This is a genomic window from Anaerotalea alkaliphila (assembly GCF_010179735.1).
In the GTDB taxonomy this organism is placed as follows: Bacteria; Bacillota; Clostridia; order Lachnospirales; family Vallitaleaceae; genus Anaerotalea; species Anaerotalea alkaliphila.
This window is the reverse complement of record NZ_JAAEEH010000001.1, coordinates 106,902-121,706: the sequence shown is the minus strand read 5'-3', so window position 1 is coordinate 121,706 and position 14,805 is coordinate 106,902. Positions and strand designations below refer to the sequence as shown.

Annotated in this window: 17 protein-coding genes; 3 read left to right on the top strand and 14 right to left on the bottom strand. The window is 59.6% G+C overall.

Annotated features, from left to right (window positions below; translation table 11 throughout):
• Positions 1-2 precede the first annotated feature (2 nt).
• The 10 genes from cobA to panB all read right to left on the bottom strand — a co-directional run bounded on the left by cobA (position 3) and on the right by panB (position 8,826).
• Positions 3-1,523 carry a uroporphyrinogen-III C-methyltransferase gene (gene cobA, locus GXN74_RS00565; protein ID WP_162368962.1) on the bottom strand — a complete coding sequence of 507 codons (1,521 nt, stop codon included), beginning with the start codon at positions 1,521-1,523 and terminating at the stop codon, positions 3-5.
• Positions 1,520-2,446, bottom strand: a complete 927-nt coding sequence (gene hemC, locus GXN74_RS00560; protein ID WP_162368961.1) for a hydroxymethylbilane synthase — start codon at positions 2,444-2,446, stop codon at positions 1,520-1,522. Before hemC ends, cobA begins: the two co-directional genes overlap by 4 nt.
• Positions 2,447-2,449: 3 nt before the next feature.
• Positions 2,450-3,028, bottom strand: a complete 579-nt coding sequence (locus GXN74_RS00555) for a precorrin-2 dehydrogenase/sirohydrochlorin ferrochelatase family protein (RefSeq protein WP_162368960.1) — start codon at positions 3,026-3,028, stop codon at positions 2,450-2,452.
• A 12-nt stretch (positions 3,029-3,040) separates the two neighbouring features.
• Positions 3,041-4,270: a glutamyl-tRNA reductase gene (gene hemA / locus GXN74_RS00550; RefSeq protein WP_162368959.1), complete on the bottom strand. Its 1,230-nt coding sequence runs from the start codon at positions 4,268-4,270 to the stop codon at positions 3,041-3,043.
• A gap of 167 nt (positions 4,271-4,437) precedes the next feature.
• A complete protein-coding gene (locus GXN74_RS00540; protein WP_162368957.1) occupies positions 4,438-5,235 on the bottom strand; it encodes a sirohydrochlorin cobaltochelatase in 798 nt (265 codons plus the stop codon).
• Between the two features lie 123 nt (positions 5,236-5,358).
• Positions 5,359-5,967 (bottom strand): flavoprotein, encoded by a 609-nt coding sequence (locus GXN74_RS00535; protein WP_246208531.1) that lies wholly within the window; start codon positions 5,965-5,967, stop codon positions 5,359-5,361.
• Entirely contained in the window at positions 5,939-6,745 is an 807-nt protein-coding gene (locus GXN74_RS00530; protein ID WP_162368956.1) for a phosphopantothenoylcysteine decarboxylase domain-containing protein, read from the bottom strand. Before GXN74_RS00530 ends, GXN74_RS00535 begins: the two co-directional genes overlap by 29 nt.
• Positions 6,746-6,756: 11 nt before the next feature.
• On the bottom strand, positions 6,757-7,140 hold the full coding sequence (panD, locus tag GXN74_RS00525; RefSeq protein ID WP_162368955.1) for an aspartate 1-decarboxylase: 384 nt from the start codon (positions 7,138-7,140) through the stop codon (positions 6,757-6,759).
• A complete protein-coding gene (gene panC, locus GXN74_RS00520; protein ID WP_162368954.1) occupies positions 7,131-8,006 on the bottom strand; it encodes a pantoate--beta-alanine ligase in 876 nt (291 codons plus the stop codon). Before panC ends, panD begins: the two co-directional genes overlap by 10 nt.
• A gap of 13 nt (positions 8,007-8,019) precedes the next feature.
• Positions 8,020-8,826: a 3-methyl-2-oxobutanoate hydroxymethyltransferase gene (panB, locus tag GXN74_RS00515; protein WP_162368953.1), complete on the bottom strand. Its 807-nt coding sequence runs from the start codon at positions 8,824-8,826 to the stop codon at positions 8,020-8,022.
• 272 nt (positions 8,827-9,098) lie between these two features.
• Between panB and GXN74_RS00510 the strand changes: the two genes are divergently transcribed.
• The 3 genes from GXN74_RS00510 to GXN74_RS00500 are packed head-to-tail and all read left to right on the top strand — an operon-like array spanning position 9,099 to position 12,026.
• Positions 9,099-10,904: an O-antigen ligase family protein gene (locus GXN74_RS00510; RefSeq protein WP_162368952.1), complete on the top strand. Its 1,806-nt coding sequence runs from the start codon at positions 9,099-9,101 to the stop codon at positions 10,902-10,904.
• A gap of 1 nt (position 10,905) precedes the next feature.
• Complete coding sequence (locus GXN74_RS00505; RefSeq protein ID WP_162368951.1) at positions 10,906-11,277, top strand: VOC family protein; 372 nt, start codon at positions 10,906-10,908, stop codon at positions 11,275-11,277.
• Between the two features lie 20 nt (positions 11,278-11,297).
• Positions 11,298-12,026: a DUF6062 family protein gene (locus GXN74_RS00500; RefSeq protein WP_162368950.1), complete on the top strand. Its 729-nt coding sequence runs from the start codon at positions 11,298-11,300 to the stop codon at positions 12,024-12,026.
• Positions 12,027-12,094: 68 nt separating this feature from the next.
• Here GXN74_RS00500 and GXN74_RS00495 read toward each other — a convergent pair whose 3' ends face one another.
• From GXN74_RS00495 to GXN74_RS00480, 4 genes are all read right to left on the bottom strand, one after another.
• Positions 12,095-12,970 carry a universal stress protein gene (locus GXN74_RS00495; protein WP_162368949.1) on the bottom strand — a complete coding sequence of 292 codons (876 nt, stop codon included), beginning with the start codon at positions 12,968-12,970 and terminating at the stop codon, positions 12,095-12,097.
• Positions 12,971-13,073: 103 nt separating this feature from the next.
• Positions 13,074-13,892, bottom strand: a complete 819-nt coding sequence (locus GXN74_RS00490) for an aldo/keto reductase (protein WP_162368948.1) — start codon at positions 13,890-13,892, stop codon at positions 13,074-13,076.
• A gap of 106 nt (positions 13,893-13,998) precedes the next feature.
• Positions 13,999-14,373 (bottom strand): desulfoferrodoxin, encoded by a 375-nt coding sequence (locus GXN74_RS00485; RefSeq protein ID WP_162368947.1) that lies wholly within the window; start codon positions 14,371-14,373, stop codon positions 13,999-14,001.
• Positions 14,374-14,480: 107 nt separating this feature from the next.
• Complete coding sequence (locus GXN74_RS00480) at positions 14,481-14,795, bottom strand: nucleotide pyrophosphohydrolase (RefSeq protein WP_162369055.1); 315 nt, start codon at positions 14,793-14,795, stop codon at positions 14,481-14,483.
• Positions 14,796-14,805: the final 10 nt, after the last annotated feature.

Below are 14,805 nucleotides of genomic sequence, written 5' to 3'. Positions count from 1 at the left end.
GTTCATGCCCCTCCCTTCTCCTTTTCCACATGGGCGACCAACCGTTCCATCATCCCTTCGATGGTATGGGGATCCCCCTCCAACAGGGGTTCCAGGCCGAACCCCCGGATCGCTTCACTGGTCACAGGACCGATGGAGACCAGCCCCAGGTTCCGGGGCACCTGCAGTTCCCTCCGCTCCAGCTGCCTGTGGAAATTTTCCACAGTGGAGGCACTGGTGAACAGGACATAGTCCGCTCCCTCCAGGTCCTCCAGTACCCGGCCCTCCTCCAGCTCGGCCTCCACCGTCTCGTAAAGGAAGACTTCCTCCAGGATGCAATGGTCCTTCAGTCTTTCCACCATCACCGGGCGGCTGTTCCTGGACCTGGGGGCCAGCACCCTCTGGCCGGGCTCCAGCTGGGACAGCAAGTCCCTGGCGAAGGCCTCCGAATGGAAGGTGGTCGCCACGGTGTCGCAGAGGATCCCCTGCCTGTCCAAGGCTTGGGCGGTCACCTTCCCCACAGCATGCACCTTCACCTTGCCCAGATGCCTGGCGTCCCTGCCCATCCCTTTCAAGACCTGAAAAAAAAGCTCCACGCCGTTCTGGCTGGTGAACACCAGATGGCTGTAGCCCTCCATCTCCCGGATCCGGACCTTCAAAAGCTCCATCCCTTCGGGGACCGGCCTGATCCGGATGGTGGGCCATTCCACGCCCCATCCCCCCAGGCGGCTGACGGCTTCCAAGGTGCCGCCGTTCTGGCGGTCGGCCCTGGTCACCAGAATCTTCTTCCCGAACAAAGGCCTTCGGGAGAGGAAATCCAGGTCCTTCCGCAGCCGGACCACTTCCCCCACCACAAGCAACCCCGGCTTCTCCTCCCTGTGTGCCAGGGCACCGATGGTTTCCAGGGTCCCCTCCACCACCTCCTGCCGGGGGGTTGTCGCCCTGTAGAGCACAGCCGCCGGAGTTGTGGGGGATTTCCCTGCTTCCATGAGCCGGGCTGCAATCCTGTGGATATTCCTTGCTCCCATGAGGAACACAAGGGTGCCTTCCAGTTCCCCATAGGTCCTATACCGCTTTTCCTCCCCTTCGGGGTGCTCCTTGGAGAGGTGTCCTGCAATCACATGGAAGGAGGAGGCCAGATTCCGGTGGGTGACAGGGATTCCCCCGTAGGCCAGTCCGCCGATGGCCGAGGTCACACCGGGAACCACTTCAAAGGGGACGCCTTGGGCCCGCAGATGGAGCCCCTCTTCCCCTCCCCGGCCGAAAGTGTAGGGGTCCCCTCCCTTCAGACGGACAACCCGCTTCCCTTCCCTGGCCTTTTGCGCCAGAAGCGCGTTGATCTCCTCCTGGGGCATGGTGTGGTTGTCCGCCTTCTTTCCCACATAGATCTTTTCGCAGTCTTCCCTGCAATGCTTCAGGAACCGGGGGTTCGCCAGGTAATCGTAGACCACCACCTGGGCGGACTCCAGCAATTCCAGGCCGCGCAATGTCAACAGCCCCTCATCCCCTGGTCCCGCCCCCACCAGATACACCGTTCCCGTCATAATCCCACCTCCTGCCGCAATTCCAGACCCAAATCCCTTCCAAGGGCCCTGGACTGTTCCTCCTTGTTTCCCTGTTCCCAACGGACGGAACCGCTGCGGCGGACGACCTTGCGCAGGTTCTCGTCCCCCAACAGCCCCTCCAGCACCAGGCCGTCCTTCTCCACCCTGCAGTACGCTCCGATGGGGACATGACAGCTTCCGCCTGCGCTTTCCAGAAACGCCCGCTCGCAAAGCGCCTGAAGCCTGGTGTCCCCATGGTCCGCAGCGGTCAGGAGCCGCTCCATCCCATGGTCCCCCCTCCTGTGCTGGAGGCCCAGGATCCCCTGGCAGGGGGAAGGGACCGATTCCTCCACGGAAAAGGGGAGAAAGAACCGCTCCCCTCCCGTGCCCATCCCCAGACGGTTCAATCCGGCCATGGCCAGGACCACACCGTCCAGGGCTTTGGGCCCCTCAAGACGGGCAAGCCTGGAGTCCACGTTCCCCCGGATGGGAACCGCTTCCCATTCCGGGTGGAGCTGTCCAAGCGTCCACCGTCTTCGGATGCTGCCGGTGCCGATGCGGGCGCGGACAGGCAACCCATTCCGGTTGCCCACCCCTTTTCCCACCACCAGAACATCCCTGGGGTCTTCCCTCCTGGGGAACGCCCCCAGCCGGAGCTCCGGGTGGAGGGCTGAAGGCATGTCCTTCAGGCTGTGGACGGCCAGGTCCACCTGGCCCAGGAGGAGCGCCCTTTCCAGCTCTTTCACGAAAATCCCCGCTCCGCCCACTTCGGATAGGGGACGGTCCTGGACCTTGTCCCCCAGGGTCTGTATGACCACCACCCTGCAGGTGAGCCCGGGGTTTCCCTCCTCCAGGGTCCCTACGATCTGTTGCGTTTGCGCCAGGGCCAGTTTGCTCCCTCTGGTTCCTACGGTGATTTCCATCCCTCATCCATCCTTCAAGTGTTTTTTCAAAGCTTCGATTTCCAGTTCCACAGCCCGGTTCAGGACCGCCTTCCTTGTGGCCGGATCCTTTTCCCTTTCCAGCACCTGACGGCGCAGGGCGCCCAGAAGTTCCAGCTTTTCTCCAAAGGATTCGTCGTAGGTGCGGGACAGGTCCCGGATCATCTTTTTGGCAAGGGCCGGGCTCTTTCCTCCCGTATGGACCGCCACCACCAGATCTCCCCTATGGAAGCAAGCCATGAATCCCCAGTCGGACCCTTCCGGCAGGTCCGCCCGGTTGCAGAAAATCCCCCTGGCCCTGCAGTCCGCAGCCACCCGGGAATTCACTTCAGGGTCGCCTGTGGCGGCCACCACCAGACGGATTCCCTCCAGTTGGCGGGGGTGGTACGCTTCCCGGACCAGCTCCACCCCCGCCAGGGTCTCGAATTCCGGGTGGAAGGCGGGACTTGCCACCGTCACGGTCCCTCCCCCTTCCAACAGCTTCTTCGTCCGTCCCAGAGCCACCGGACCGGCACCCACCACCAGAACTTCCTTGTCCCTCAAATCCAGCATCACCGGCAGCATTCCCGTCCCTCCTTACCAGTCGTAAAGCTTGTGGATCATGGCCTTGTAGGCGTCCATTTCCTCCACATCCTCCAGGGCTTTCAGTTGGCGGATGGGTTCCCGGACCACCCGGCGGATGGCGCTGTCCAGAAGCTTTTCCAGAAGCAGGTATTCCCTATGGTTCAACGGGATCTTCTTCCGGATTGTCCGCATGGTGTCCTCCCTGGACTGGTCGCAGACATCATGGAAGGAGGCGATGATGGGGTCCACCCTGGTTTTGGCCAGCCATTCCCATACGACCTCCACCTGGCCCTCCACCTGGGACTCCATCTGTCTGGCGGCTTCCTCCCGCTGTTTCCTGTTCTCCATGGACCTTGCCTGGAAATCGTCCACATCCCACAGCACGACCCCCGGCAATTCGCCGATGGACCGTTCTATGTCCATGGGCACGGCCATGTCAAGCAGATGGACAGGCTTCTTCCTGGGAGGGAATTCCTTCCTGTTCAGGATGATGTGGGGGGAACTGGTGGCGCACACCACCACGTCCATCTCCCCCAGGATTCCATAGCGTTCCTCATAGGGAACGGTGCGGCACTGGGGGCATGTGGCCGCCAGGTCGTCCGCCTTGCAGCGGTTGCGGTTGCTCACATGGATCCTGGCGGCTCCTGCGGCCGCCAGGTACCGGATGGCCAACCGGCCCATTTCCCCCGCCCCGATGACCAGCACCTGGGCCTTGGTCAGGTCCAGCTCCTCCCCCAGCAGCTTCACCGCCACGGAAGGGATGGACAGGGGCGTCTCGCCGATCCGATAGGCGGCCTTCATCCTCTTGGCGAAGGTGACCGCTTCCAGAAAAACACGGTTCATCACCTTTTTTCTGGCGCCTGTTTCCCCGGCAAGCTCCCAGGCATCCTTCACCTGGCAAAGGATCTGGTCTTCCCCCAGCACCACCGAGTCCAGCCCCGCCGCCACCCTGAACAGATGGGCGACGGCTTCCTTGTCCCTCTTTTCGAAAAGGAAAGGTTCCAATGGCCAGGCCCGGAAGAATTCCAGATAGGCCCCCTTCACCTGGCTGGCTGTTTCAAGGTTCCCTGTGGTGAAGTACACCTCGCTGCGGTTGCATGTGCCCAGGACAACCGCCTCTTCCACCTCCATGTCCAGCAGCAGGTTCAGGAATTCGATCTTTTTTGATTCCGTAAAGGAGAAGGCTTCACGGATTTCAACACCGCCCTCCTGATGGCTGATGCCTACAACACCAATGTGCACATTTCCACCTCCATGCTAAAATTCGATCCCTTGCCTTGCGACAGCCCCTTGCCCGTAATGGTGCCGGACCTTCCTCATTTCCGTCACCAGGCGGGAAATCTTTTCCACCGTCTCCATGTTACCACAAAATTGCGGATGTGGGTAGCCGCCTCCGTTCCGGGAGATCCTCAAGACGCTCCATCCGCCAGCCCGTCCAGAGCCTTTTCAAGATGCCGCAGATAGATGGCCCGGATTCCAGGATTTTCCCCCAACCCTTCCAGCACGCATTCCACCGCAACTCCCCTTTCCTTCAGGATACTGGACCAGGAATGTTCCTCCCCGCCGGCCAGGTCGTTCATCACATGGTCCCCCGCCACCAGAAGGAACGGGAGCAGCCGGACCCTTTCCGCCTTTCCCAGTCTGGGCAGGACCGCTTCCACACCCTCCTCCAAGGTTCCCATCAGGGCCGGCCATCCCCTGGCATGCATCAGGGACTCCAGTTGTCCATACACGCTGTTGGCCTCATGGCTGGTGCCATGTCCCGCCAGAAGGGTCATGCCGCCCTTTTCCTCCAGGATCTTGTCCTGAAGGGCATCCAGAACCTGCATGTAGTCCTCCCCGCTGTCCAGCAGGGGCGCACCCAAGCAAACGCGCATTCCCTTGGCTTCCATCCTGGCCGCGGCTTTTCCTACCTTGTCGAATTCGTATCCGCCCACAAGGTGCAGGGGTTGGATCGCCACCTTCCTAAATCCTTCCCCCCAAAGCATCTCCAGGGCCTCCTCCGGATTCCTGCAGCCGACGCCCTGCTCCCTCAGTTTCTTCAGGATGGCGACGGAAGTGTATGCCGTTTCCACCCTCCAGTCCCCAAAGGTCTGCCGCACCAGTTCCTCCATGGGCTGGATGGCTTTTTCCCTGGCGCTCTTGTGGCTGGTGCCGTGGCTGACCACCAGGACAGCTTCTTCCCTGTATCCTGTCGTCTTATCCATGCGTGTTTCCTCCCTGTCTTTTCCACATGTCCTGCCAGTTGAAAAAACCTCCAACAGGCGATGTTGGAGGTGGAAATGGCCGTTTTCCCTTTGGTCCCACCGTCCGCCGGCGGAAACCATTTATCAATGATTCGTTTGGATTTGATCGGTCCTATCAAGCATCACTGCCTTTCCGACGACAATTTCCAGGATCTCTTCCCAGGGAAGCAACTTCCCTTCCCCCAGGTCGCCGCAGGCAAGCCTTCCGGATGCGGTTCCCAGAACCTCATAGCCGTGCCGGCGCAGCTTTTCCAAGTTCTCCTGAAGGATGGGGTTTTCCCACATGGCGGTGTTCATGGCGGGAGCAATTATTTTCCTGCACTTTGCCGCCATGATCGTTGTGGTCAGCATGTCGTCCGCGATTCCCCCGGCAATCTTTCCAATGATGTTTGCGGTGGCAGGGACCACGATGAACACCTGGGCCCTTTTGGCCAGGGAGATGTGTTCCGTGTCATACCTGTCCACCTTGTCGAACATTCCCCGGACCACCCGGTTCCTGGACATGGTCTGGAAAGTGAGGGGAGTTACGAACTCCTCGGCGTTTCTGGTCATGACCACATCCACATGGTGTCCCAGCTTCACCAGGGCGCCCACCAGCTCCACCGCCTTGTAGCAGGCGATGCCGCCGCTTACCCCTACGACGATGTTCAGCCCCTGCATCGGCTCACAGCCTTTCCAGGATTTCAGCGGCAATGCCGTCTCCAATCCCTTCTTTGGTGTTGAAGCAGGTCTTGACCCTGCCCGCCTCCACGAGGATGGCCTTGTGCTTCTCAGGTCCCACCTCGTCCAGGTTGTTCGCCAACACCAGGTCGCATCCGTTCCGCTCGGCAAGGCCGACCGCCGCTTCCACCAGCTGCTCCTCGCTGCCGGACTGCAGCAGCTTGAATCCCACCAGGAAGAGGTCCGGATTGATCTTCTTGAAGATGTGGATCAGTTTGGGGGTCAAGTCCAGGGAGAGGAAAAGGTCGCTGTCGGAGGGGACTTTTCCGTCCGGATCCAACTTGCCTTTGGGTGCGTCCATCACATGCTGGATGGCCTGCCTGATCTCCTTGCCGCTCTTGCCCGCAATGACCTTGTCCATCACTTCCTGGTAAAGCTCGTCCACCAGCATCTTCTTCTCCACCAGGTATGAGCGGGCAAAATCGGAGACCGCCATGGCATGGACCACGAAGTCCACCCTCTGGAGATCCATGATCCGTTTCAGCACGCCCAAGGTGGATTTCACATCCGCTACCGGATAGAACACAACGGGCAGGCCTTCCACCGGTGCGGGTATCATGGCGCTTTCCCCATGGACATAATGGACCGTAATCGCTTCCACCGACCATCCTTGTTCCCTTTTTTCCTGCAGGCCGGCCGCCAGGCTCCGATAGACCTGTGCTCCCACCCGGCCCGTACTCTTGTTGACGATGCCCCGTACACGGTCGATGGGTTCTTCCGTGCCGCCAGCGGTGATGATCAAGTGTTTCATAGGCAACCTCCTCAATAGATTCTACCGTGTTCCTCCCGGTCCTTGATGTCCACGATCCTGTTCCCTTCGTCCAGGACAAGGATCCTGGGCTTGAATGTCTTGGCTTCCTCCCTGTCCATCAGGCCGTAGGCGATGATGATCACCTTGTCTCCCCTCTGGACCAGCCTTGCTGCGGCTCCGTTGACGCAGATCACGCCGGACCCGGACTCCCCCTCGATGGTATAGGTCTCGAAGCGTTCCCCGTTGTTCAGGTTCACCACCTGCACCTGCTCTCCAGGCAGGATGTCCGCTGCCTCCAGCAGATGGGTATCGATGGTGATGCTTCCCACATAATTCAGGTCCGCTTCCGTCACCGTGGCCCGGTGCAGCTTTCCTTTGAACATGCTCAGCAGCATGGCGTTCTCCTTTCCATTTCCCCCTCCAGGAGGATGTTGTCGATCAGACGGGTCTTGCCGAAACGGACGGCGACGGCCATCAGGTCCCCTGCCGCGGCCCGTTCCACCGGCCTCAAATCCCTTCCGTCCAGAAGCTCCAGGTATTCCAGTTCTCCCAGGGGTGCCTTGCGGATTTCTTCCTTGGCCAGTTCCAGCAGCCTCTCCGGATTCCGTTCTCCCGCCCCGAAGGCTTCTCCGGCCTTTTCCAGACCCTTGTGGAGCCGGACCGCCTGCCTCCGCTCCTCCTGCTGGAGATAGGCGTTGCGGGAACTCATGGCCAGGCCGTCCTCTTCCCGCAGGATGGGGCAGACCCGGACCTCCACCGGAATCTTCAGGTCCCGGACCATTTTCTGCACCACCAGGGACTGTTGGGCGTCCTTCTGTCCAAAATAGGCCCTATCCGGCCCAACGATGTTGAAAAGGATGTTCACCACGGTGGTCACCCCCTGGAAGTGCCCGGGTCTCGCCTTTCCGCAAAGCACCCCCGCAAGCTCCCCTTCCACACGCACGATGGTGGAATGGCCTTCCCCGTAAATCTCCCTGGCATCCGGATGGAACACCACGTCGGCTCCCGCTCCGGATGCCAGGTCGCAATCCCGCTCCAGGCTCCTGGGGTATCTTTCAAAGTCCTCCCCCGGACCGAACTGGGTCGGGTTCACGAACACGCTGGCCACCACCAGGTCATTCTCCTCCTTTGCCCGGCGGATCAAGGACAGGTGCCCTTCGTGGAGGGCCCCCATGGTAGGGACGAAGCCAAGACTCCTTCCTTTCCTGCCCGCCTCCCTCTTCCAGGCCTCCAAAGCCCGGACGGTTTCAATCAACAACATCCTTCTCCTCCTGTCATCCTTTAAAACTGTGCCTTTCCTCGGGGAATGCGCCTGAAGACACTTCCCGGACATAGGACTGCACCGCGTTCCTGGCCGCCTCCCCCAGTTCCGCATACCGTTTCACGAATTTGGGGGTGTGGTCCGCATACAGGCCCAACATGTCATGGACCACCAGAACCTGTCCGTCGCAATCCTTTCCCGCTCCAATGCCGATCACCGGAATCTCCAGCTTTCCTGTGATTTCCCGGGCCAAGGATGCGGGAACCGCTTCCAGCACCAGGGCGAAGACGCCCGCCGCTTCCAGCGCCAAGGCGTCCTCCACCAATGCCTTGGCCCTCTCCGCCTCCCGGCCTTGGACCTTGAATCCTCCCAGGGCATTGACGGATTGGGGGGTGAGGCCGATATGCCCCATCACGGGAATCTGGGCCCGCAGGATCGCTTCCACCATGGGGACCATCTCCCGGCCACCCTCCAGCTTCACGCAGTGGACGCCTCCCTCCTGGACCAGCCTTCCCGCATTCCGGATCCCCTCCTCCAAGCTGATGTGGTAGGAAAGGAAAGGCAAGTCCCCCACCAATAGGGCGGACCGGGCGCCTGCCGCCACACAGCGGCAATGGTATGCCATCTGGTCCATGCTCACCTCCAGGGTGGTGTCCTTCCCTTGGACGACCATCCCTAGGGAATCCCCCACCAGGATGGCGTCCACACCTGCCTGGTCCAGAATGCTGGCCATGGTGTAGTCGTATGCCGTCAGCATCGTTATCTTTTCCTTGTTCCCCTTTTTTTCCTGCAAACTCCGTATGGTTTTTTTCCGGTCCATCAGGTCTTCCTTCCTCCCGCACGGCCTGGCCCGCTTCTTGCCTCCAATCGAAAAAAGTCCCTTTCCTCCGGATGAAAGCAGAAGAAAAAGACCTGGCTCGTGCATGTCGCGCTATTCCCGTCTCTGTCCTCAAGGATCAAAGCAGTTTCATTTGGTTTCATCATACACCAACCGGGATCCCCTGTCAAGACGACCTGGTATGCCCCTTCCCATCCCATCCCGATTCATGTTATAATGCTTTGGAAAATACAATGAAAACGAGGGAGATCCATATGTCCAGAAAAAACAACGCCAGGAAGGCTTCCAAGCTCCCGTCCTTTTGGCGTCTAGCACCGATCGCAACCGCATTGGCCCTGGTGCCCCTGTTCATGCGCCTGCTTCTGACCGAATACCCCATGCTTAAAATCACCGGCGCCAACACCCAGTCCACCGTAGCCAATCTGTACACCCACGGCAAAGCCCTTCTGTTGATCGGCACCGCCTTCTACTGCCTGCTGTTCCTCCTCCACAGGGTTTTCCTGGAGCGGTCCGGCTTCTGGAAGCGCCCCGTCTTCCTCCTTTCCTATGCCTATATGGGACTGGTGGTCCTATCCTGGGTTTTTTCCGTGGACAGGTTCTTCTCCACCGTCGGGTACATGGACCATCATGAGAACGCCCTGGTCCTGGTGGCCTACGTGGTGATTTTCCTGTATGCGTCCACCTTCCTGGAGGACCACCGGGACATGCAGGTCCTGTCCTACGCTTGGATGGTTTCCATCGCCCTCCTGTTCCTCATCGGCCTCACCCAGCATTTCGGCCGGGACATCCTCATGAGCCGTTTCGCCCAGCGCTTCTACATCCCCTCCCGCTTCCTGGAGGGCGTGGACCTCCAGGCGAACATCACGGGAAGCATCTCCCAGACTTTGTTCAACCCCAACTACGTAAGCTTCTACGCATCCCTCGCCCTTCCCTTCTTCCTGGTCCTCCTGGTCCTGGACAAGGTCCTTTGGCACAGGCTGCTGTACGTGACCGTATGCCTCATGATGGCCTTCAACCTGGTGGCCAGCTCCAGCCGGAACGGCCTGGTGGGCATCCTTGCCTCCATCTTGCTGATGGCGGTCCTCCTGGGACGCTCCCTGCAACGGAAGGCCTTGTTCTTCGGTGTCCTGGCCGCCAGCCTCGCCCTCTTCCTGGTGGTGAACGTCTGGGCGGACACGGTGCTGCTGCGCAAGTTCAAGGTCATTTCGGACCAGCTGTCCACCCCCATGGAATACCCACTCCAGAGCATCCAGACCGTGGACGGCAAGGTGGCGGTGGCGCACAGGGATTTCTCCCTTGAAATCCGTCCGGACCCGGCAGCCGACGGGTCCCGCCCCCCCTTTCTTTTCCAGGACGGGGAAGGCAGGCCCCTGTCCCTCCTTCCTGAAGGGGACGGCTTCCTGCTGGCCCCCGGGGAAGGGGAGCCCCTCCCCGTCCCCGTCCGCTTCGAGGAGTCCAAGGGCTTCCCCACCGTTGTCCTGACCCTGGACAAAAGACCCTGGCGCTTCCTCCACTACCAGGGGGCGTTCTACCGGATCAATTCCATGGGTAGCCTGGACGAGATGAAGGAGGTCCCCGCCTGGGGATTCGAAGGGTATGAACGGCTGGGCTCCTCCCGGGGATACATCTGGTCCCGTTCCCTCCCTCTGCTTGGGGAATATTTCTTTTTCGGCAGCGGTCCGGACACCTACCCGCTGGTATTCCCCCAATGGGACCGGGTGGGCAAGCTGAACGGCCTCCATAATCCGGACATCGTGGTGGACAAACCCCACAACATACTCCTGAATTATGGGGTGAACACAGGGGTCCCCTCCCTGCTGCTGGTCCTCCTGCTGTGGTTCGGCTACATCCGCCAGTCTGTCCGTCTCTACTTCGGAGCCTCCCACGCCAGTCCCAACGCCCGTTTCGGGCTGGCTTCCCTGGCGGGCGTGGTTGGCTACCTGACCGCCGGCCTGTTCAACGATACCAATGTCAGCATCACCCCCCTGTTCTGGGTTCTCCTGGGCATGGGATTTGCCGCCAACCAACTGTACCGACGAGAATCGAATGGAGGAAAATGACATGCGCTTCACTTTCAATCACAACAACATCAACGTGCTGGACCTGGAAAAAAGCCTGGCCTTCTACAAGGAGAACCTTGGGCTTGTGGAGGTCCGCCGCAAGGCCGCAGAGGACGGCAGCTTCATCCTGGTCTATCTGGGGGACGGGGTCACAGGCCACAGTCTGGAACTGACCTGGCTGCGGGACTGGTCCGCACCCTACAATCTGGGGGACAATGAATTCCATCTGGCTTTCCATGTGGACGATTTCGAAGGCGCCCATGCACTCCACGAGAAGAACGGCTGCATCTGCTACGAGAACAAAGGCATGGGCATCTATTTCATCGAGGATCCCGACGGTTACTGGATGGAAATCGTGCCGGGCAAGCGCTGAGCCGAAAAGGAGGCCATTCCATGGCAAAAGAGAAGATCTACACCATTCCCGTCAACGACGCTTTCCACAGCAAAGAGGGATGTCCCCTGTGCTCCATGGAAAACAAGCTGGAAAAGGATGCCTTGGATTTCATCACAGGGTCGGCCTACATGGTGGACGACATCCGCATGGAGACGGACCGGCTGGGATTCTGCCCTTCCCATTGGAAGGACCTGCACCAGGCGGACAACCGGCTGGGGAGCGCTCTGATGACCCAGACCAGGATGGCGCGGCTTTCCGGAGAGCTCCAGAAGCTGGCCATGGATCCGGGGGCCAAGGGACCGAAGAAGACGCTTTTCGGCAGGCAGCCCGCCGGCGCAAGCCTGCAGGACCGGTTCCTTTCCGATTGCTTCCTGTGCGACCGGGTCCAAAAGCAACTGGACCAGTATGTGAACACCCTCTTCCACATGTGGAAGAGGGAGGAGGAGTTCCAGCAACTCTTCCGCTCTTCCGAAGGTTTTTGTCTCCCCCACTTCCTGCGGCTCTACGAGGAGGCAGCCTCCCATTTTTCCGGCAAGGAACTGGAGGACTTCCGCCTGGCCGCATGGGAGGTGTTCTTCAGCCACTACCGTCAGGTCCAGGAAGAGCTGGATTGGTTCATCCGGAAATTCGACTACCGGTTCAAGGACGAGCCCTGGGGGAACTCCAAGGACGCTCCCCGGAGGGCCATCGAGAAGCTCTCCGGCCTGTCCCTGACAGACCCTTCCTAAAGACAAGGAGAGGCCGCATTCCCTACCATAGGGAATGCGGCCTCTCCTTGTCTGCATCCGCTCCTTCCTCAGTCCCGCCTGGCGGGAACCAGAAGCACGGAGCAGGCGGCCTGCCGCGCAATGCTGTTGCTGACGCTTCCCAGGAACATCTCCTTCAGGAAGCCCCGGCCTTGGCTGCCCATGACAATCAGTTGGGCGCCCTTCTCCCTTGCAAGCTGCAGGATTTCCTTCTGGGGATATCCGTACCGGATCATGCATTCCACCTCTGCCTTCCCCTTTCGAGCCAGCTCCTGCCTCATGTTTTCCAGCCGCTCGGTGTCGATTCGGTTGAACTCATCCAGCTGGTCGATCAGATAGGGATAGATCCTGGACTGGTCCTGGACATGGAACAGGACAACCTGCCTCGTTCCCCCTTCCACCAGGCTTTCCAGGTATCGGAAGGCATTGGCCGCCGTTTCAGAGAAGTCCGTGTTGAAAAGCACCGGGCCTTCGGGTTTCATGCCGCTTGCCCGCACTTCGGATCCGTCCGGATCCCGTACAAGCCGTACCAAGAGCACCGGCAGCCTGGAATGATGGATCACATCATAGGCAAGGCCGCTGAACAGGACTTCACTGGTTAGGGAATGGGCCTCGGCACCTACCACAATGATGGAGTATCCCTCTGTTTCCGCAACCCGGTTGATTTCGTTCTTTGCAATCCCGGACACGACTCTCGTTTCCACGGTGTAACCCTGGCGCTCCAGCACCCTTTTCTGGGCTTGGAGCGCCTCGTCGGTCGATTCCTCCGTCTCCAGATACGCTCTGGCGGCAGGCGCTTGGATTCCGGTGCACTGGAGAAGCAGGCACTGCTCCGCTCCATAGGCCCGCAGGCCCTCCAGACTTTCGACCAGCGCATCGGATGCCGTCGATGTATCTGTGGCGACCAACATTCGTTTGAACATCATGATCCCTCCTGACATTTGTCACCTGTTGCAGGACTGGTATCGGCACGCATTTTTGGCCATTCCTTATTATATTCTAACAACTTATCCCCATCCTGTCAAATTGTTAGAAAGAAAAATTCTCCGGATCGGGACCGAAGCGGTGGTCCCGGTTCATGTCCTCGATCCGGGCCATCTCTTCCGGCTCCAGATGGAAGTCCTGGATCCGGAAATTCTCCTCGATCCGATGCTTGTGGGTGGATTTGGGTATCGCCACGATTCCGTTCTGCAGATGCCACCGCAAGACCACCTGGGCCGGAGACTTCCCATGCTTCTCTCCCAACTCCAGGAGGACCTTGAGGTTCAGGTTCCCCTGCATCAGCGGACTCCAGGCCTCCATCCGGATCCCCTTGCGGCTGCAATGGTCCCTCAAAGGCATCTGGGTGAGCAGTGGATGCAGCTCCACCTGGTTCACCATGGGCTTGATTTCGGATGCCTCCAGCGTCTCCAGATGGTGGACCTGGAAATTGCTCACGCCGATGGCCCTGCAGAGCCCTTCCCTGTACAGCTTCTCCATGGCTTTCCAGGTCTCCCTGTACCTTCCCGGCACTGGCCAGTGGACGAGGTAGAGGTCCAGCCTTTCCAACCCGAGCTTCTTCCTGCTCTCCTCGAAGGCGGCCAGCGTGCCTTCGTAGCCCTGGTCCTGGTTCCACACTTTGGTGGCGATGAAGAGCTCTTCCCTGGGAATGCCGCTTTCCCTCACAGCCTTTCCTACAGCCCTTTCATTTCCATAGACTGCGGCGGTGTCTATGCTCCTATAGCCCACCCGCAGCGCCTTTTCCACCGCAGCCCTGGTCTCTTCGCCATCCTTGATCCGCCAAACGCCGAACCCCTGGAGGGGCATGGCCACGCCGTTTTCCAACAGGACAATCCCTTCTTCGTTCATACCGCATCTCCTCCCTGTAAATTCCTTGAAACCGCTTGCCAGCCAGCCGGCCGGAATGGAAGAAGCCGCCCCCGGACCCGTCAGGGCCCTTGGAGCGGCTTGTTTGCTACGCTTTCCACAAACCGTGGAGATTGCAGTATTCCCTGGCGTAAAGAACTTCTTCCTCCAGCAGGAACTTGGCTTCCGGCGCTTCACCCGGCTTCAGGTATTTGCGGTAGATTTTGCTGGCCGTCGCCACTTCAATCCACTCGATGTAATGGGAGTCCTCCATGGGATGGGCTACGGATCCGACCTTCACCAGGACACCACCGTCCACCTTTTCAATGACCGGAACATGCTTCTCTTTGGCCGCATCCACCGTGTTTTCCACCTGCAATACCATGTCCTCGTCGCAACACACCAGCGTACCGCCGCCGACGTGCACGACCTCCACCATATTCCCACAGACGGAGCATTTGTAGATTTCATTCAATTGTACCATTGGAATACCTCCTCTTGTCATCAGTCCCAGGAGCTGCCTTTCCTCTCCCTCTGGTGTCTCATGTTTCCATTTTAAACCAGAACTGTCCCTTGCGCAAGTGGATGCACCTAGAGATCCGTATATTTTTTGCTGGAGTTCCTCGACTTTTCCACCGGATACTTCCGTTCGTTCAGATCGATCTTGTCCTGGATGGCCTGGATCAGGTCCACATCCAGCGCGTCAGCCATAAGGATGCAATAGTTCACCACATCCGCAAGTTCCTGCCGTACGGCCTCCAGGTCGAACCGGTGGTCCCACTGGAAATTCTCCAGCAGCTCCCCGGCTTCGATCACAATGGACTTCGCCAGGTTCTCCGGGGTGTGGAACTGTTTCCAATTCCTCTCGTCCCGAAACGCCAGGATCCGCTTGACCGCGTCCTCCATGCCGCCTCCT